The sequence below is a fragment of the Paenibacillus chungangensis genome (assembly GCF_042675905.1).
Classification (GTDB): Bacteria; Bacillota; Bacilli; order Paenibacillales; family Paenibacillaceae; genus Pristimantibacillus; species Pristimantibacillus chungangensis.
Genome location: NZ_JBHTJZ010000004.1, coordinates 152,754 through 172,166, shown reverse-complemented (window position 1 = coordinate 172,166; position 19,413 = coordinate 152,754). Strand labels below are relative to the sequence as shown.

The 19,413-nt window shown below is 51.4% G+C and carries 15 protein-coding genes; 2 read left to right on the top strand and 13 right to left on the bottom strand.

From position 1 onward, the window contains the following. Positions 1-43 precede the first annotated feature (43 nt). The 4 genes from ACFQ2I_RS01555 to ACFQ2I_RS01540 are packed head-to-tail and all read right to left on the bottom strand — an operon-like array spanning position 44 to position 4,014. Positions 44-871: a carbohydrate ABC transporter permease gene (locus ACFQ2I_RS01555; protein ID WP_377561702.1), complete on the bottom strand. Its 828-nt coding sequence runs from the start codon at positions 869-871 to the stop codon at positions 44-46. Between the two features lie 8 nt (positions 872-879). After that, positions 880-1,767 carry a carbohydrate ABC transporter permease gene (locus tag ACFQ2I_RS01550; RefSeq protein WP_377561701.1) on the bottom strand — a complete coding sequence of 296 codons (888 nt, stop codon included), beginning with the start codon at positions 1,765-1,767 and terminating at the stop codon, positions 880-882. Next, positions 1,760-2,929, bottom strand: coding sequence for an alkaline phosphatase family protein (locus ACFQ2I_RS01545; protein ID WP_377561700.1), 1,170 nt, complete (start codon positions 2,927-2,929; stop codon positions 1,760-1,762). The genes ACFQ2I_RS01550 and ACFQ2I_RS01545 overlap by 8 nt, the downstream gene beginning before the upstream one ends. After that, positions 2,926-4,014, bottom strand: a complete 1,089-nt coding sequence (locus tag ACFQ2I_RS01540; protein WP_377561699.1) for an ABC transporter ATP-binding protein — start codon at positions 4,012-4,014, stop codon at positions 2,926-2,928. The genes ACFQ2I_RS01545 and ACFQ2I_RS01540 overlap by 4 nt, the downstream gene beginning before the upstream one ends. 216 nt (positions 4,015-4,230) lie before the next feature. On the opposite strand from ACFQ2I_RS01540, the gene ACFQ2I_RS01535 reads away from it, so the two are divergent. Next, complete coding sequence (locus tag ACFQ2I_RS01535; RefSeq protein WP_377561698.1) at positions 4,231-4,782, top strand: GbsR/MarR family transcriptional regulator; 552 nt, start codon at positions 4,231-4,233, stop codon at positions 4,780-4,782. A 120-nt stretch (positions 4,783-4,902) separates the two neighbouring features. Here ACFQ2I_RS01535 and ACFQ2I_RS01530 read toward each other — a convergent pair whose 3' ends face one another. The 3 genes from ACFQ2I_RS01530 to ACFQ2I_RS01520 form a co-directional block, all read right to left on the bottom strand. Continuing rightward, complete coding sequence (locus ACFQ2I_RS01530; protein WP_377561697.1) at positions 4,903-6,174, bottom strand: MFS transporter; 1,272 nt, start codon at positions 6,172-6,174, stop codon at positions 4,903-4,905. 288 nt (positions 6,175-6,462) lie between these two features. Then, positions 6,463-7,314: a copper amine oxidase N-terminal domain-containing protein gene (locus tag ACFQ2I_RS01525; RefSeq protein WP_377561696.1), complete on the bottom strand. Its 852-nt coding sequence runs from the start codon at positions 7,312-7,314 to the stop codon at positions 6,463-6,465. A gap of 202 nt (positions 7,315-7,516) precedes the next feature. After that, positions 7,517-10,192 (bottom strand): family 78 glycoside hydrolase catalytic domain, encoded by a 2,676-nt coding sequence (locus ACFQ2I_RS01520; protein WP_377561694.1) that lies wholly within the window; start codon positions 10,190-10,192, stop codon positions 7,517-7,519. Between the two features lie 153 nt (positions 10,193-10,345). Here ACFQ2I_RS01520 and ACFQ2I_RS01515 point away from each other — a divergent pair, with 153 nt between their 5' ends. Beyond that, on the top strand, positions 10,346-11,200 hold the full coding sequence (locus ACFQ2I_RS01515; protein WP_377561693.1) for a helix-turn-helix domain-containing protein: 855 nt from the start codon (positions 10,346-10,348) through the stop codon (positions 11,198-11,200). Between the two features lie 863 nt (positions 11,201-12,063). Here the strand turns inward: ACFQ2I_RS01515 and ACFQ2I_RS01510 are convergent. The 6 genes from ACFQ2I_RS01510 to ACFQ2I_RS01485 all read right to left on the bottom strand — a co-directional run bounded on the left by ACFQ2I_RS01510 (position 12,064) and on the right by ACFQ2I_RS01485 (position 19,392). Next, positions 12,064-12,735 carry a GNAT family N-acetyltransferase gene (locus ACFQ2I_RS01510; RefSeq protein ID WP_377561691.1) on the bottom strand — a complete coding sequence of 224 codons (672 nt, stop codon included), beginning with the start codon at positions 12,733-12,735 and terminating at the stop codon, positions 12,064-12,066. Continuing rightward, entirely contained in the window at positions 12,717-13,418 is a 702-nt protein-coding gene (locus ACFQ2I_RS01505) for a GNAT family N-acetyltransferase (RefSeq protein ID WP_377561690.1), read from the bottom strand. The genes ACFQ2I_RS01510 and ACFQ2I_RS01505 overlap by 19 nt, the downstream gene beginning before the upstream one ends. 1 nt (position 13,419) lies before the next feature. Then, a complete protein-coding gene (locus ACFQ2I_RS01500) occupies positions 13,420-14,283 on the bottom strand; it encodes a carbon-nitrogen hydrolase family protein (protein WP_377561689.1) in 864 nt (287 codons plus the stop codon). A gap of 87 nt (positions 14,284-14,370) precedes the next feature. Then, a complete protein-coding gene (locus ACFQ2I_RS01495) occupies positions 14,371-15,966 on the bottom strand; it encodes a response regulator (RefSeq protein ID WP_377561687.1) in 1,596 nt (531 codons plus the stop codon). Positions 15,967-15,970: 4 nt separating this feature from the next. After that, positions 15,971-17,731: a cache domain-containing sensor histidine kinase gene (locus ACFQ2I_RS01490; protein ID WP_377561945.1), complete on the bottom strand. Its 1,761-nt coding sequence runs from the start codon at positions 17,729-17,731 to the stop codon at positions 15,971-15,973. A gap of 65 nt (positions 17,732-17,796) precedes the next feature. Next, positions 17,797-19,392 carry an extracellular solute-binding protein gene (locus ACFQ2I_RS01485; RefSeq protein WP_377561686.1) on the bottom strand — a complete coding sequence of 532 codons (1,596 nt, stop codon included), beginning with the start codon at positions 19,390-19,392 and terminating at the stop codon, positions 17,797-17,799. Positions 19,393-19,413 lie beyond the last annotated feature (21 nt).

Sequence of the window (19,413 nt, the reverse complement as noted above, 5' to 3'; positions counted from 1 at the left end):
GCTCTAACCCCGATTTCACATGCTCTCTCTGTACATCACCACCTTATTTATTCACATACAGACTGGACATGGATTGTATAATTCGTTTGTTCGATACGGCGAGCAGAATGAACATCGGCAGCAGCGATACTGCGCAGGCGGCCATCGCCAGCGGGAAGTCCATGCCGTAGCCCGCCTGGGTCATGAACAGCCTGCGCAGGCCGATCGTGACGAACATGTTGTCCTCGGACTTAATAAGCAGAGACGGCCACATGTAATTGTTGTAGCTATAGATGAAAGCAATGAGAATGAGCGAAGCGATCGCATTTTTGGAATAGGGAATATATACGGTGAATATAAGCTTCAAATGCCCCGCCCCATCCAGCTTCGCCGCTTGAATGACATCCTTCGGGACGCCAACGAACGTCTGGCGCAAGAAGAAGATGGCGAATATACTGATGCTCTCACTGAAGATGTAGCCCAGATGCGTATCCAGCAGATCCATCTTCGAGATGATGATAAACGATGGAATGTACGTGACGGCCGAAGGCAGCATGTAAGTGGCCAAAATAATGACGAAAATGAATTGCACCCATCGCTGCTTCATCGCGGCAAATACATAAGCTGCAAATATCGCCGATAAAATCTGAAATGCAATAATAATGACGCTGACATACACGCTGTTCCACAAATACAGCAGCATCTTCGTCTCCGTAAACACCCGAATATAGTTGTCAAAGTGAAGAGAAGAGGGCAGGATGCTGCCGCTGTACATCTCGTTCTTCGGTTTGACAGAAATGATGAGCATCCATAGATAAGGAAACACCATGACGAAGCTTAACAGCGTTAACGTTGTGTAATTGAGATAAGTCTTCCATTTCGCCAAGTGCACAAGCCCCCTCACTTTCTGAACAGCAATCTGGATACGACATAATTAAGCGCGCTAATGAACAGGCACAAGCCAAGAAAGAGGATGGCGAGCGCCGCCGCCGGACCCGTCTCGTACCATTCGAACGCCAGCACATAGAAGTAGTACAGTATAGTTGACGTTGCGCCTGCCGGACCGCCTTGCGTCAAAATATATATCTGGTCGTAAGCCTTCAAGGAATCCAGCGTGAACAGAATGAACAGAAAAACCAGAATCGGTGCGATTGCCGGCAAAGTAATGCGCAGCAGCTTCCTTAATCCTCTGCCGCCGTCCAGATCGTTCGCCTTCTCCACCTCGGGGTCCAGCTTGGCCAAGGAAGAGGTAAGCAGAAGAATCGATAGCCCCAAGTACTTCCACACCGTCACAATAATGACCACAGCCATCGCCGTATTCTCTCCGGCCAGCCACGCTACCGGCTCTGAACCGAGCAGACTCATGATCCGATTGACAATGCCCGTATCCTTATCGAAGATGCTGATCCACACCATCGATACGACTACGGTCGGCGTCATCCATGCCGAGAAGACAGAAGCGACGAAGAACGTGCGCAAGGACTTGATCTTGTTCAGCTTCACCGCGACATACAAGCCGATTGCAATAGGCGGGAAGACAGTGAAGACGGTGAAGACAAATGTATTGCGCAATACTTTCGCAAAAAAGTCATCCGTGAAAAAATCCTTGTAATTGTCCCATTGTACATAGTTGTAAGCCGGCGAAATATAATTCCAGTCCGTAAAGCTGATATGAAAGGTCCTGATCATGGGATAAATCCAAAACACAGCTAGCGGAATAAGCACCGGCAACAACAGTGCAATCGACCAAAGGTTATCCTTCACCCTTCTGTTTATCCATCTAATCATGCTGTACCTTCTCCCTCATGAGGCTCCTCATTGCAATGCCTTCGCATGCGTGCGATATGCCGAAGAGCTCGGCAATTGTCGACGCAATATTCATGATGGATTCCTGCTGAATCACGGTATTCTGCTTCAACCCGTGACCGGCGCATACCATAAAGCCGTTCATCTCATCCACAGCTTCAGCATGATAGCCGTGCAGACTCTTCAGCTCCTCATACTGCGCCCGCTCGTCCGGCCCGACATCTTCCCCGCATACCTCATGCTGCAAGCTCATGATCGCAACGGGACAATAAGAGGATGAGGCATGAATATCCATCTTGTAGAAGCTCTGTACCTCCGGCAATTGGCTGAAATAGTCCATGATTTCTTCGTTGCGTTCCCTGTCCAGCGAGCTGTACATGAGCATCGCGCCGCTGCCGTCTCCGACGAAGAGTAGCTCATCGTTCTCCATATGAGACCGCCAATTCGTCCCCGCCAATTCCTTGTTAGGGTAGAAGAAGGAGCGCACGTCGCTCTGGCCATGGTCGGAGAACACGATCAGATTAAAGCTGTCATGATACAATCTCAAGCTGCTGTCGATGCGCTCCACGTAGGCGAACAAGCTCTCCAGGCAACTCAGCGCTTGCTCCGAATGCTTGCCGTGCTTGTGGGACATCGCGTCATAGCCGATGAATCGGGCTGCGATGAAGTCAAACGATTCGGATTGAATGGCATGAATCACTTCCTCAGCCGCCATCTCATCCAGCACGTACACGGAACCACGATCGATCCCCTGGTTCCTCTTCTTGCTGCTTGACTCCGTTACAAGATGATCAATATAGGGATTGCCCGATGTCAGCGGCCAATGTATGCAGCAGCTTCGCTTGCCTTGACGGGCGAGCGAATAGAACAGCGTCTGCTCGTGCAAGGAATGGTTACAGATGGCATCATCGTCGCCGTAAAGCGATATTTTCTTGTTCGTATCCCGGTCCGCGACTATATTGTCGAACACCTGATGCTTGTATGAGCTGCTCCCCGTTATCGCCGTCGCATGGGCGGTGAAGGTGACCGAAGGGAACGTCGTCGTCAGCTTCCGGCAGCAGGAATAGTTCATAGCTGTGAACAGGTGTGCATACTCTTGGAATGTCTGATGGCTTACGCCGTCTATGGAGATGAGTACGTTCATGGGAAGCTCCTTACATTTTTTTCTGTACGCCGGTCGAATAGATGGACTTTGTTAGGCTGTACGCCGATGCGAAGCCGCTGTCCTTTGGCATACGTTCCATTGAAGCTCTCCTTCACGATGAAGGACAGCGACTTGTACGTCATATGAAGCAATACTTCCGTGCCGATGATCTCCGTGAATACGACTTCCATCTCCAGCCCTTCGCTCTCGTCATCCGTCACGAAGCAATGCTCCGGACGAATACCCGCTATGACGAATGGGTGATACTCCGCCACAGCCGCCTGCAGATCGGATTCCACCAGCCAGCCATCAATATCCGCATAGACTTCACCGCCGTGGTTCACCAATGCGGCGTCCAGATAATTGATTGGCGGCGAGCCGATGAAGCTCGCGACGTACATATCGGCCGGACATTCTATAATCTCTAATGGTGTGCCGATCTGTCGGAACCGCCCATCTGCCATAATCGCGATTCGGTCCCCCAGCGTAACGGCTTCCACTTGATCGTGTGTGACGTAGATGAATGTGGAATCAAGACGCTCGTGCAGCTTTTTGATTTCAATCCGCATCTCATTCCGCAGCTTCGCATCCAGATTGGACAGCGGCTCGTCCATCAGGAACACCTTCGGCTCCTTCACGATTGCCCGTCCGATTGCCACCCGCTGCTTCTGACCGCCCGACAACTGGCTGGGAGACCGCTTCAGCAGATGCCCGATTTGCAAGATTTCCGCCGCAGCCTGAATCCTTTTTTCCCGTTCCGCACGCTTCACCTTTTTAATCTTTAAGCCGTAAGCCATATTCTCGAACACCGTCATATGTGGATAGAGCGCGTAATTTTGGAACACCATCGCGACTTCCCGATCCTTCGGCTCCACCTCGTTTACGCAAGTATCTCCAATGAATACTTGCCCCTCCGAGATATCCTCGATACCGGCGATCATTCTAAGCAAGGTGGATTTGCCGCAGCCCGAGGGGCCGAGCAGCACGAGAAATTCTTTGTCCTTGATCGACAAGCTGATATTGTCCAAAGTTCGTTTCTCTTGATTGTACTGTTTGGACAGAGATTGTAATGAAATGCTAGACACTGCCGTAATCCCCCTATCTCCATTTTCCATTTCTTAAATTCAATATTTATTTAATTTTGTTATAATAACGGTATATTGCTAGGTAAAACCCTCTTTCGTACAAAAAATATTGTACATTCAATGTAAACGTCGAGTGTTATCCGAACGTCAAATTCATTTAAACTTCTTGTAAATCTCATATGAGAAATGATGGAAAATGGATAGGGAGTGAAGGAAATGAAGAAGTCTGAGGCTGCTTATGCTCAACAACGGGAGGTGTCCAAACACCGTGAATTGCGAGAGCAGGTGATCGATGCCATCGCACAGACAATGGATCTGTACGGGGCCAATTATTCATTCGGCAAGCTGTATGGGCATATGTTCTTCGAGAACCAGGCGATGACGCTTGAAGATATGAAGGAATATATGAATATGAGCAAGAGCAATATGAGCTATGCGATCCGTTCGCTCCTGGATGCCAAGATGGTGACGAAGCTGGAAGAGAAGAAGGACAGGAAGGATCAGTATATCGCGGAGACGGACTTCTTTATTACATTCCGTAACTTCTTCACAATGAAGCTGCAGCGGGAGACGGACATCATGCTTCATGCCGTTAATGAAGTTATTCCGGAGCTTACCGCCATCATACTGGCAGAGGACACGTCTGAAGAAGAGCGAAGAGAATGCCTGCAGGATCTGCACAAGCTGCAGCATAGCGTCAGCTACTACACCTGGCTGCAACAGTTCATCGATCAGCTGCAGGGAGGAAAATTTATAGACCCGGAATAACTCTAAGGCAAGCTTGAAGGGGATGGTGGAGTCGGCGATAGTGAGAACCAAGCAGCAGTAAGGACCTCATCCCGCACGATAGCGGGAACGAGGTCCTCTTAACGCTGTTCTGCATATGGCTTAGCCGTTCGATGTGGTGTTGCCGCGCGGCCGCGATCTCGTCCATACCACGACGGGAATTAGAACGAGGGAGAGCAGGCCGCCTACGAGGGATAATACCGCATAACTGGAGCCCGCCACGATCATGCCTGACATGGCCCCGCTGGTTGCCCCGGCAAGTGCAATCAGCACATCGACGGCTCCTTGCGTCTTGGCACGGTTCGCCGGAGTCGTCGCATCGACGATCAGCGTCGTGCCGCTGATCAGTCCGAAGTTCCAGCCCAGCCCGAGCAGAGCGAGCGCCAGCGTAATGGCTAGCATGGAATGCGCAGGTGCAACAGCGGCAACCACGCCCGCTGCAAGAAGCGTAATGCCGGATGCCACCGTCATGGTCATTCTGCCCAGCTTGTCTACGAGGACTCCCGTAATAAGAGAAGGCAGATACATCGCCGCTACGTGTATGCCAATAACCATACCCACATCGCCCAGCCCGTGCCCATGATGTCGCATATGAATGGGCGTCATCGTCATAATGCCGACCATGACGATCTGCGTGACCAGCATAACGGCAGCGCCGACGATGACCAGCTTCCTCTGCATAGGCTCAGCAGAATCGCCCGAGTCAGGCGCAGCGCCCTGACCGGATGAATCCGCGCGAGCCGCCTGCTTCCTCGCCAGCTCCTGCGCCATAAGCAGCGGGTCCGGACGAAGAAACAGCATAAGCACCAATCCCGCCAGCAGGAAGGCCGCCGCCGCAAGAATGAAGGGCCCAGCCAGTCTCGGAATGCCTATTCCGGCAGCGAGCTCTCCCATCACATTGACGAGATTGGGACCGGCAACCGCGCCCAATGTCGTCGAGACCATTGAGATGCTGATCGCCGTCGCCCGCTTCCCGGAATCCGCCAGATCAGTAGCGGCATAGCGCGCTTGCAGATTGGTTGCCGTCCCGGCGCCGTAGACGAGCAAGGAGGCGAACAACAGAACGATCTGGCTGTATATCGCAGCTACGATCACCCCGACAGCGCCGAGGCTGCCCAGCAGGAAGCCGGTCGACAGGCCGATTCGGCGACCGAATCGCTGTGAGAGCCGACCAACCAGCAATGCCGCCCCGGCAGATCCAAGCGTGAACAATGCCGTCGGAAGCCCCGTCACACTGTCTGATCCCAGCATCTCTTGCGCCAGCAGAGCGCCGACTGTTATGCCCGCTGCAAGTCCCGCTCCTCCGAATACTTGCGAGATGACGACAATAAGTAGCGAGCGCTTGTATAGCTGCTGTTGTGTATATTCTTTCATCTCTGAAGTCCCTTCCCGCTACCCCTGTTCTCCTCTGTCTGACGGATACCCTCACTCGCCGCTTTTCTCGACAGTCGCTCCTTCACATCCTTCATCTCTCATGCCTCCGATTCCCACGATCTCCCCGTGTCTCTATCATCCTGTCAACATTATAGCAGAAGAGATTCCGCATCGGACAACAACAGGAATAGGAGCCCCTTATAAGAGGCTCCCATGCAGCTTGGCCATATTCACATCAGCTCTCATAAGCAAAGCAGCTGAATACACTTCCGAAATTCAAGATTCCGCTTATTCCGCATCCTCGTTAGCATCTGTCGATTCTTGTTCTTGCTCCAGTTGCGACTCATCAATCACAATAATGCTGGTAGTCTCGGCATCCCATTCCACATCGGCCTTTAACGCTTCACTTAAGAATCGGATCGGCACAAGCGTACGCTTGTCTTTAATTTGAGCGGGAACATCCAGTTGATATTCCTCTCCATTTATCAGGACCGTGTAACTGCCCAGTGTTAGTTTAACTTCCATATCATCGCGCATGACGGTAACCGTTCTCGTCTCGGCATCCCATTCCACTTCCGCATTCAACGCTTCGGCGATTGCCCTGAACGGCACAAGCGTGCGCCCTTCAACGATGATCGGCGGCACGTCGAACTCTGGTTGCTTTCCGTTCACATACGTTTTAATTCCTTTTTTGCCCATCTTCTCTTGAAGCTTGCTTAGCTTATTGTATTGCTTTATATCCTTCAGATTATCAAGAATAATTTCTGCTTGAGCTTCTGCTGCAGCGTCCAATTGACCGTCTTCTTCAAGAGTGTCGACAAGTTCGTCCAAATCTTCCTCTTCGCTGACTTCAATATTATATTTGCTTTTCAGCAAAAATGCGATGCGCTCACCGGCAGGCTTGTCCTTTACATTCTCATAGGCTTGGAGCAGGCCATTGCTTCCATTGGGACCACCATACACAGAATCTTTCACCGTTTTTTTTGAATCTTCCTGAACAGAAATCTCTACACCCGTTCCGGAATTATCGGGCATATTGCCTTTACCGTTATTTGGTTTTCCGGGTGCGGCAAATGCGCTGGTGGCCATCATGCTGACTATAATGGCAGAAGATAGAACCGTTACTGTTTTCTTGTTCAATTCATCATCACTCCAATATCATGTTAGTAGTTATGCCTGTCTATATATTTCGCACCCAACATGATTTTCAGGGGGTACTCGCTGCTGCGTCTTACCAATAATGAGCGACCGCTTTTAAAGGCAGTTTTTGGTGGTTAAAAAGAGCAAAGAGAGCCTCTTAAAAGAGACTCCCTTTGCTCTATCCATCATAAATATAAGTGATCTATTGAGCCGCTAACACTTCCCCTTCACCCGTGGACTCCTTAATGGGATAAGCATACGTCCAAGAGTAGCTGCCGGAGCCGATCTCCAGCTGCATGCCCCCGCTGGCCTGCTGTGCCTGCCACTCCGGCAATACGCTGTCAGGTTGGGCGCCGGGAAGCAAGATAGAAGCCGTCGTGTTCATGGGAATCGTGACATTCACCGTCAGCTGTCCATCCTCCTCCAGCCGCCACTGGCTTCTAATCTCGCCGTATGGGGAAGCATAGGAAGCCTTTACATACGTTAATCTGGCGTCTAACTCAGGAGCGATAACAATTCGCTTGAAGCCGGGCGCTTCGGGGTCCCCATCAATGCCTGCCGCCTTGCGGAACAGCCATTCCCCGACAGAGCCGTAAGCATAATGATTGTAGGAGTTCATATCCTTGCTCCAGAATGTGCCGTCCGGCTTAATCCCGTCCCAATGCTCCCATATCGTGGTCGCTCCTTGCTCGATAGAATACAGCCATGACGGGTATTGCTTGTTCAGCACTAGATTGTAAGCCCAGTCGCTTCGCCCGTTGTCGCTTAGAGCCAGACACAGATAAGGCGTACCGACGAATCCGGTCGTCATGCAGCCTTTATTATCTTCTATAAGCTTCACCAGCTCCCTTATCGCCCTAGGCCGATGCTCCTCCTCTAGAAGACCGAATTGCAGAGCCAGCACATACGCCGTCTGGAACGGTCCGGCCAGCCTGCCGTTCACCGTGACGAATTCATCGCGGAAAGCCTGCACAATCGTTTCATATAATGCCCGGTATTCCGCCGCATCCTCCTCATAACCGAGTACCTCCGCCGACTTCACCAGCAGCTCCGTAGAATAAGCATAGAAGGCCGTCGCAATCAAATCCTGCGGCGTCGCGCCGATGTAGCTGCCTTCCTTCGCATCCAAGCCAAGCCAGTCACCGAAGTGGAAGCCCGTATTCCAAAGCGCCTCCGTATCCCCTTGCGCCCGGATATATCCCACCCAAGCCTTCATGCTGCCGTATTGCTGTGCAAGCATCCGCTTGTCTCCGTACATCTGGTATATTGTCCAAGGGCATACCGTTGCCGCGTCGCCCCAAGCGGCGGAGGAATGCTGATCGACTCCCAGCACATTGGGAATGACGAACGGAACGCCGCCATGCGGAAGCTGCTCCGAGCTCAAATCCTGCAGCCACTTGGCAAAAAACGGCGCCACATTCATATTGTATGCCGCTGTTCGTATGAACACCTGAGCGTCTCCCGTCCAGCCCAGGCGTTCGTCCCGCTGAGGACAGTCTGTCGGCACATCGACGAAGTTGCCCTTCTGTCCCCAAATAATATTGCTCTGCAGTTGATTCAGCATAGGATCAGAGCATTCGAACATACCTGCTTGCTCCATGTCGGAATGCAGGACGATTGCGGTGAATTGACTGAGTTCGATGTCGCCGGGATAGCCCGTCACACGTACATAGCGGAAGCCCTGGAAGGTAAAGTGCGGCTCGAATACCTCCTCCACGCCCCCTTTGCATATATAGCGGTTCTCCTGCTTGGCGCTGCGCAGATTGTCCGTATAGAAGTTTCCTTCCCTATCCAGTACCTCCGCATGATGCAGCGTAATGACATTACCCGCTTTCGCCCCCGAGACGCGCAGTCTTACCCAGCCCACCATATTTTGGCCGAAGTCAAGCACCTGATCACCTTCCGGCGTCTCGATTAGCGACACAGGAGACAACTCGCCCGTCTTTCTAACCGGCTCGTTCACCTGTGCCACTAGCCGATCATTCTGCGCTTCCACCGGCCATACGGGGAGCCACCCCTCCGCTTCATAATCCGGATCGCTCCAATCCCCTAGCTCCAGCCTTGCATCGTACACCTCTCCATGATAAATGGAAGAGGTGCGAATCGGACCTTTGCTTCTGCTCCAGCTTCCGTCCGTGCTTACAACACCCTCCGTACCGTCCTCATACCATATATGGAGCAGCGCGCTTAACGCTCTCTGCTCCCCGTAGAAGTCTTTCTGATCCTTCCATCCCAGCTCTCCTCTGTACCAGCCGTCCCCGACAACGCCGCCGAGGCCATTGCCCCCTTGCCGCAGCAGTGCCGTCACATCATACGTCTGGTACTGAATGCGCTTTTTGTAATTCGTCCATCCCGGTGTAAAATAGCTATCTCCAACCCTCGTCCCATTCAGATACATCTCATACATGCCGCAAGCGGTGGCATACAGACGAGCTCTTCGCACGGCCGATTGAACCCGGAAGGTCGTTCGCAAGTAGTCGCAAGAGGCTTCATCTGTTCCATCGTCGCCGCTTATCCATTCCGCCGTCCAACGCTCAGCTGGACGAAGCAAGCCCGTCTCGAAGGTCGATGCCGTCCATTCGGACTCTCTTCCTGCATTGTCCCATATTTTGATCCCGACTATATAGACCGTCTGGGGCTTCAATGCCTCGCCGTCATATTCCACAAGCACAGACGCGTCGCTCATCCGCTTGCCGCTATCCCACACATGTGCGCCACTGCACTCTTCATGGACCTTAATGTGATAAGCCGATTGCATGATATTCCGGCCATCCCCGGCTAGCTTCCAGGAGAAGCGCGGACGCTGCTCATCGATTCCGATCGGGTTATCGCGATACTCGCAGCGTATGTCGTTGACTATCAGGGTAGAGTCTGTCATATCCCAGTCACCTCTTCATTTATTTTCTTTCAGTATAGTGGGATAGAAGACTTCGTAATAAGGGCTAACGCGACATTATTATAGGCATAATCGGCAAAAAGTAGTATAGTTGCATGAAGGCTAGACGAAGGCGGTGAAAGGAGGGAATAGAGGTTGAGCAAGCGGGTAATCGATAAAATAGACGCGCTTATATTCGAAGATGAATTTCCGATCTATGTCAATCGCGTGACAGAATCGTTCACGCAGTTGGAGCATACCCACGACTTCTATGAGATGACTTATGTCGCGGAAGGGAGGGGGACGCATTACATTAACGGGCAAGCCGTTCCCGTCAGCAGGGGCGATCTCTTCTGGATCCCACTAGGCGTCTCCCATGTGTTCCGTCCGGCGGGGGCAAGCTCTCGCGAATCGCTTATCGTCTATAATTGTATCTTCCAAGAGGAGGCGATGAGTATGGCGGAGCAAGCCCACACCTCTTCCCTGTTCACCTTCTACAGACAGTTGTCCGGCTGGAGGGGGATACGGGCTGTCGACCATGCATTCGCTTCCTTATTCGAAGCGCTGCATCGGGAATATACGGGCAGCCTCGACTTCGGCCGCCTCACAGTGCAATGCAACTGGCTTATGCTGCTGATCCAATTCAAGCGCGCCCTGGAGCAGCCCTCCGCGTCCGCTATGCAAGGCGTGGCTACGACGTTCGACAGCATGCTTCTCGAGATTCGCAATCATCCCGAGCGCGACCATACGGCGGAGAAGGCCGCCCGAAGCTTGCAGCTCGGGGTCCGCCAGCTCCAGCGATTATTCCGTGAGCGCATGGATATGGGCTTCAAGTCTTACCTTCAAGATGTCCGAATTCAGCAATGCTGCGAGCTGCTGCGTACGACGGAATTAACGGTGACGGAGATCCATCAGGCAGTCGGTTATCAGGACGCCAAGCACTTCCACGCCTTGTTCAAGCGGAAGACGGGCAAGACGCCCGGAGCTTACAGGCGGAGCGTGCGTATGTAGCGTCCTCCGGCCAGCGCTGCTGCACCTGCGTATATCCGTTGCGGCGACTGCATTCACATCCGCAACTTTAACGGTCGCCATAGAAGCTCATTGACCATTTCTGTCCCATTCTGCATTCTAACGTGTGCTACTGATGCTATTCGATAGATTCTGGCAATATTCGCTTTATTCGGCACCAAATAAGCGCAATGACGCCCATTAGCAGTTAGAATGTAGCATATTCCTTCTATTAGCCTCTGTGGCGTTCTTTAGCAGGTTCACCAGTTTTTTTGAATTGTGCCGACCCTTTATGCCCCTATAATTCTGATCAGGACAGTTTAGGTCGAACATTTCCGCATGATGTCATTTGCTACGGATCACGCTCACTCCCTATTCCGCCAAAAACTTAAACAAGCGTTAAGCGTCGAAACCGAATTGGTGTCAACAACCAGAAGCTAAACGCCAAATGTATTTCATGTCATTAATTCTCGTGAAAAGAGGAGAAACGTCCAAAACAAATGGAAATGATCCAGTTAATAAAGCCAATCTGCACTGGATGGGCTCATATCGCTGAGAGTAAGTACAGTAAATCCATTTATTCAGTCCGCCCCTCCTCATAGGAGTAAAATTAAGGACATGGAATCCATTTAGCTACCCATCCTTCCAGCTCGCATGCCCCTTTTTGCGCTCCAGTGTAGGATTCCTACTCTATTCCGGTTCGGAGGCTAGCTTTTGGTTCACACGCTCCCTTTTCGGCTCGTATGCTACCTTCCGGCTCGAACGAGTCGCTACTCTAGCTTTCAATCATTCTTCTCGAACTTTATATACGCTATATAACGCAGCAAGAAGCCCGGGAATGACAGCTTCCCGGGCTTCTCTATTGCTTATAGCGGCAGCAAGCCGATGCGATCCTTGCTCCTGATGCCTTCCATCATGTCCAGCCACTGCTGCGGCTTGTTCGGCAGTACCGTGTAATAGGTCGTCAGGAAGTCCGCTACCAGAGAGGCCGGGACATCCTGTACAGTCTCGTCCGTCGGCATGAAGCAGAAGTCCAATCCCTCCACCGCCTCGCCGTCGTTCTTCCACGATGGGTGAACGTAGGCCAGATCCAGCCGCTTGTAGCCGAGATGGGACAGCACTTCGCGGCGGACGTACGGATGCATCGGCATGACGCCGCCGAAGTCGTGATCGTCGCGCTCGTAGGGATCATAGATCTCCGCGAACATGCCGTACAGCTCCTTGCCGCCCGCCTGCGCCAGCTCGTGCAGATCCTTCTCCCGCTTCCGCGCCAGGAAGCGCCCGATACCGAGGCCGTGCCTGCCGATAATCGTAAAATCCGTCATCGCAATATTCCAGTCGGGATAGTAGCGATATTCCGTCGCTCCCACCACTTCGCCCTCATGCACGGCGACGAATACGCGTATGCGGGGGTCTTCCAGCGGTTCCCGCCACAGCTCGTATTCCAGCACTTCCTCGGGAGGGAAGATCTCCCCCATTAACCTGTGCATTTTCTCAAATAAAGGATCATCGATGCTCGTTATTCTTCTATAGTCCATACTGCGTTCTCCTCCATTCCCTTGAACGGATTTCTCCATTCCATCAATAAGGCGTAATGCAACGATTCCTCATCGTCCAAGTAATCTGCGACAAGCGATACCGGCGTTCTTCCGCATCGAAGCAGGAAGGATAGAACGGGATCTCTCCGCTCGCCGCGAATCACCTCGCTAACGTACTGCTCGGGAGTCAGCTCGGCTGCCGCCTTATGGTACCCCGGCATTCTTCCTCCTCCAAGCAGCCGATCCAGCCCCAGCTGAATAACGACACCGTACATCGCTTGCATCATATGCTTGCCCAGCCCCAGCTTGCGATGCTTCGGCCGGACGCTGATATCTACAATATAGAGCGTATTGCCCAGCGGATTATGATTCCGGATATAGCCGTTATCTGTGATCTCCTCCCACTTGTGGGCAGGGTGGGCGGGATTGAAGTCCACGCGAAGCCCCGTCAGCGAGCCCGCCAGCTCACCGCCCACCTCTACGCAGAGCGCCCCTTCCGGGAACAGCGCAATATGGCCCTTCAGCTGCTGCTCGTTCCACCACAGCTCCGATGGGAACGGAGGCGGGAAGCACTCCGCCTGGATGGCGATCAGCTCCGCTATATCGCTCACCGTATAGTTGCGGATGACGACCGGTACCGGCTTCTCCTGATCGTAGACATAGAATGCGCTGCGGTATGCCATCTTAAGCCTCTTCCCAATCGGGATACAGGTCGGTGCGGCGGTCGCGCCACGTCGTGACGGAGCCCTTCTCCCGCACCTCGTACAACAGGCTCAGATCAAGGTCGGCCGTCACCACCATATCATTGTTCAGCTCGCCTTGCACCATAATGCCCTGCGGCGGGAACGGCACGTCGTTCGGCGTAATCACCGCCGCCTGACCGAAGTTGCCCCGCATGAAATCGACCGTCGGCAGCGAACCGACAGTACCCGTCAACACAACATACACCTGATTCTCGATCGCGCGGGCATGGCTCGTATAACGGACGCGGTGGAAGCCGTGCCGGTCATCCGTGCATGACGGACAGAAGATCACGTCCGCCCCCTTCGCCTTCGCCATCCGGACGATCTCCGGGAATTCAATGTCGTAGCAGGTCAGCATGGCAATACGTCCCTTGTCCGTATCGAACACTTGAAGACCGTCTCCCGCCGACATGTTCCACTCTTCCACTTCCGTCGGCGTAATGTGCAGCTTCGCTTGCTCAGCGATACGCCCGTCCGGATAGAACAGATGCGCCACATTGTAGAGCTTGCCGCCTCTGTTCACTACATGTGTACCGCCGATAATATGCATGCCCGTCTCCTGCGCGAAGCGAACGAACAGCTCCCGATATCGCTCCGTGAATCCCGGCAAGTCGTTAATCGACAAGGCTGATCCGTGTCCGTCGCCGATGGAGAGCAGCTGCGTCGTGAAAAATTCGGGAAACAGAATGAATTCCGAGTTGAATTCCTGCGCTGTCTTTATATAATGCTCGCATTGCATCGCAAAGTCTTCGAATGATTGAATCGTATGCAGATGATACTGTACAACGGAAACACGTATTTTCAACGTCATCCCCCTCTTTCGCCAATAAAAAAATAATCATTAATGCCTCATTATTTCATATCCATTGTTGCAAATCAATTAAACGCAACTTCATTGATATTCTGACGGACTCTTCCCCGTATATTTCTTGAACACTCTTGCGAAATAGCTTGGATCCTTGTACCCCAGCCGATCAGCCACCTCATATACCATCACTCGTTCAATCTGAAGAAGATGAATCGCTCTCTCCATCTTCTTCCGCATGACGAAGTCAGAGAACGATTCCCCCGTTACATCACGGAACAGTCTGCTGAGATAAGAACCGTTGACATAGACGTGCTCTGCCGCAGCTTCCCGGGTCACTTGGTCATAGATGTGCCGGTCGATATATTCCTTCGCCTGCTGCACAATCTTCGTCTTGCGGTCAGAGCGATATCCCTCATAAGCTCGACTGAGGTCAATAAAGCGCTCCAGCCACCACTCTTGCATCTCATCCATGGAACGAAATAACTCAGGATCTCTCCACTTCTTCATATTCTCCTTATTAAGAAAAGCACGAATCGTTTTCCCAAGACGATGGGTCAGACCTGTGAACAAGCCGATGAATTGGAAGGAGACCTCATCAGGATAGGCTAGAGGCATCTGACTCTTCCACTTGTCGAACAGTCCCTTGATGCTTCTCTCGATGTCCGCAATATTGTTCCTCTCCACCGCATGCGTCAGTAGCGTCTGCTCCGACTCGTAGAGCACAGCAGCCGCCTCTGCTGAATCGGCTTGCACCATACGCTCATGAAGAATCAAGTCCGTTCCGAAGCTCAGCTTCATCCTCAGCATGCGCCTCGCTTCCTGGAAGATACGAGGCAATTGCCGGATATGCACAGCTTCAGGCCCTATTCCTACAGTGACGCTGACATTCAGAATAGCGCTGACTTTAACCCTGGCCTTATCCGCCCATAACATGACATCATCTACCAGATCGCTCGATACCGATTGATAGATGACAACCGTCTGTCCGTCGCCCCTTTGATATACAATTCCTACTTGCTCTGCAAGCTCGCTTACAATATTATGCATAGCGAACTCCAGCAGCTTGCGGTCGGAGATCGAGTAATTGCCGCCCTCCCCTATATCCAGCTCGAAGAGCGCCAAGGCAGCAGAATTGTCGAAATCATAAGTCACCCCCAAAAAAGCAAAAGATTCCTGCAGCGCCTCCTCTGAAAGCGACGCGTTGCCGCTAAGCCAATCGTCTAGAAAAGTATTGTACAAAACAGGCAGATGATTTTTCAGTTTCTCTTCCAGCAGATGAATCTGCTCGCCCTTCAGCCGATCTTCCCTCCAGCTCTGAACCACCTTCGCCAGTTCTGCGTGAAATTGCTTCTTGCCGATTGGCTTGAGCAGATAATTCGTCACTCCAAGCGCTACACATCGCTGAGCGTACTGAAATTCGTCATAACCGCTGATGATTAGCACCCTCGTATCCGGCTTTCTCTCCAAAATCGCTTCTGTCATGGCGAGTCCATCCTTAACCGGCATGCGGATATCCGCAACGACAAGGTGAGGCTCGCATTGCAGGAACAATTCCAGACCTTCCAGTCCGTTCGCAGCGGTTCCTGCAAGCTCAAGACCGTACTGCTCCCAGTTGACCAGCTCGGCTAATCCCTTCCTTACCTTCGGCTCATCCTCTACAATTATTGCTTTCATCCTCATGCGCTCACCTCTTTAGCCGCGTCAATCGTATGCGGATCGATACACAAGTTTCCTTCATCGGCTCACTCCGGATTCCAAAGCTCATGTCGTCGCCATATTGTATAAGCAAGCGTTGATACACATTGCGCAGTCCGTATGTCGTACCGGAGATGCCATTTCCATCCTCACGCATCATTTCTTTCATCAAGCTGGACAAGCGATCCCTTCCTATGCCTATCCCCGTATCCGTCACAGTAAAGCATGCATCTTCATGCTCGCGGTAGATGGCAATTGTTAATTGACAAGGTTCAGCCGCTCTCTCCAGACTATGCACGATCGCATTTTCCACAATTGGCTGCAGCATCAGCTTCATAATTTTGATCTCCTGCAACTCCTCGTCTACTGCCCAAATAACCTCGAATTTATCCGCATGCCGGAATTGCTGGAGGCGTAAATAATAGTCGAGATGCTCTACACTTTCCTTCACAGTTACGTAATCCTTGCCGCGGCTAAGGCTCAATCTGAAAAATCTGGACAGGTCCAGCACGACTTCGCTGATTTCATCCAGTTCTCTTTCCTCCGCAAGCCAATATATAGAATCTAGCGTATTGTACAAAAAGTGCGGATTAACTTGAGACTGAAGGAATTTCAATTCAATATCCTTCTTATGCAATTGCTCTTCATAAATCGTCTTGCGCATGCTCTGTTCATTATGAACCATATCATTGAACCGCTTCTGCAGATAACCAAGCTCATCCATTCGATCAATGGGAATAGGCTTAAAGGACAACCCTTTTTCAATCTGAACCATACTCTGAATCAGTCGTTTGATCGGATTGAAAATTTGCAAATAGAGCAATCCGAACGTGATCAGCATAATGAACGCTAACAACGAAAAAATAACCACTACCACACGTTGCATGACCAAAACATCGGACATAATCTCTCGATAAGGAATAATGAGGCTTGTGGTCCAGCCTGTTACATGCGAAGTTTTGTTCACGACAATATACTTCTGTCCCATGACAGCAATGGAATCGTAAGCCTTCTTCGCAATCGGCATTTTGTCCAGTTGCTCTTCTGTCAACCTTGCCGTATAGAAGACCTTGCCTCGCTCATCGCTTATGGCAATCCCGGTTCCCTGCCAGAGCTTTGCGCTTCCGGTATACATATCCAGTATCTTTTTGTTGAAATTGATGAGCAGGATATGCTCCTGTTCCTGACCCGGCAGCTTGCGCATCACACTAATCATGGAGCGTCCTCTACCAGCGTAGCGGGGCACAACCCCCTCTGCATCTGCTATCATGGTCAACGGCTCAGTGCTGCTTCTGATTACCTCTTCCCATTCCGCCCTGTCCACAGACATATTGAATATGCCATCCGTTGTCGACAGGATTTTACGCGACCCCATGTTATATATAGAGACCGAATCTATACTCTGATTCATGGCGGAGAAGCTCTTCAGCTTCTCCAGCAGCTGCACCATGGACCAGACCGAACCGGGCGAAGAGAAGTCCGGATGCTCGCGGAGCAGCTTGATCAAGCTGCTGTCAATCGCGATCGTATCCGACAGCCGGATATGACTCTCCATATACAAATCTACATGATTGATGATCATATCCATCGTTTGCATGGCCAACGCGCTGATTTTATTCTCCAGGACGGACTGGAACCACATGAATAGGGTGAACAGCAGCACAGAGAATAGAAGAAGATGCCCGATAACGATGACCATCAGCTTGTTCTTGATCGTTGAATGGTTCCGTTTATTAAGCATCTTCTTCATTGTCAATCACCGTGCCTTCCGGTTGTTTTGGAACCTCGGGAGTGTAAGGAGCGTGGATACTACTCCTACCTAGAGCTCATGTACCATTGCTGCACTTCCTGTGTAATGACTTCTCCACCCTTGGCATTGTATTCTTTGACGAATTCGTCGAAGGCATCGACGGGCAGCTCGCCAACAATCATTTTCGTAAATGTCTCGGTTCTTAATTTCTCCAGACTGCTCATGTTCTCAATCATTGAAGGTGTCGGAGCGCCCATGAACAGGTTTGGAATCGCATACTGAACGGAATGCTTAATTGTCCCGACAAGATCGAAGTGTGCTCCGAGAGACTCCATCTTCTTCTCGTTCAATTCCTTAGGCTGCATGTACATGAGTTGTTGGCGGTACCCGTATTTATTATGATTCTCGAAATTCAAAGCGTATTTGCCTTCGACGATATCGAATAGTACGCCTTCACCCAAATCCCCGAACCCGAATACGAATTTATCCATCGTGTCCGGTACGGCCATCCAGTTCAACATCTTCAATATGGCCTCCGGATGCTTCGCTTGACTGCTGATGACGGCAATTGACTTAAAGTATGGCCCGCCGAATACGCCTTGCTTGCCGTTCGGACCTGTCGGAGGAGCGATGGGAATCCATTCCGCATTGGGATCGTTCTGCACGCTCGTGTTAATCTCTCCACGCGGCGCCGCCCAGCTGCCTTCGAAGATGCCGGTCTGGTTATTCGCGACCTTCTCCTTCAATGCGGCAATCTTGGTAATCGGCCATTCATTGTCCAGCAGCTTCTCCTTATACAGCTTATGGATATACGCAAGCGCTTCTTTCATCTCCGGCTGGATATCGGATATCACCAATTGTCCATCCTTCTCTACCCAGAAGCCAGGCACGACTCCGAATGCACCGAATAGATGCGACCAGCCGAGCATATTGTCGTAAGCGACCATAGCGTAAGTATCATCCTTGCTATTGCCGTCTGGATCTTCATCCCTGAATGCCTTGATCACCTTCTCATAGTCTTCCAGTGTCTTAGGCACATCCAGCTTTAAGCGATCCAGCCAGTCTTTGCGTATATATAGATTGTCTGTCGCTTTGTTCCCATCGTTCAAGACAGGAATCGCGTATATCTTTCCATTATACTTTACTGCTTCCCAGGATTCAGGATAGACAGCGTTCATAATGTTGCTGTACGGATCAAGCTTTCCATCCAGTTCCATTAGTGCTCCCAACTCGGCATTCTCCATCAACCAATTCTGATAGCTGGAAGGAATGACGAACAGATCGGGAATATCGTTGGAGGCGATCTTCAGATTCAGCTTGCTCATGAACTCGTCCGGAGCTGCCGGACCGTAATCAATCTGAAGATCGATATTGTTTTCTTTCTCTATCATCTCTGTCCAGGGATTATCGTTAATGTCTTGCCCATCGGGGAACTTGGCTCCGCCCATCATGAACACCTTGATGACGGCAGGCTTATCCGCACCATTTTTATCCGACGAATCGCCTGCTCCACTCTCACCTGCAGTTGAACCTTGCCCAGTCGACGGTGCGTCCTTATTTGTGTTGCCGCTAGGGGAATTCACTTCCTTACCAGAACTGCAGCCTGCCGCAAGGACAACAGCAAGAATAAACGTTAGTGCAACAATTGCCATTCTCTTCATTGATATATACCCTCCTCTAAT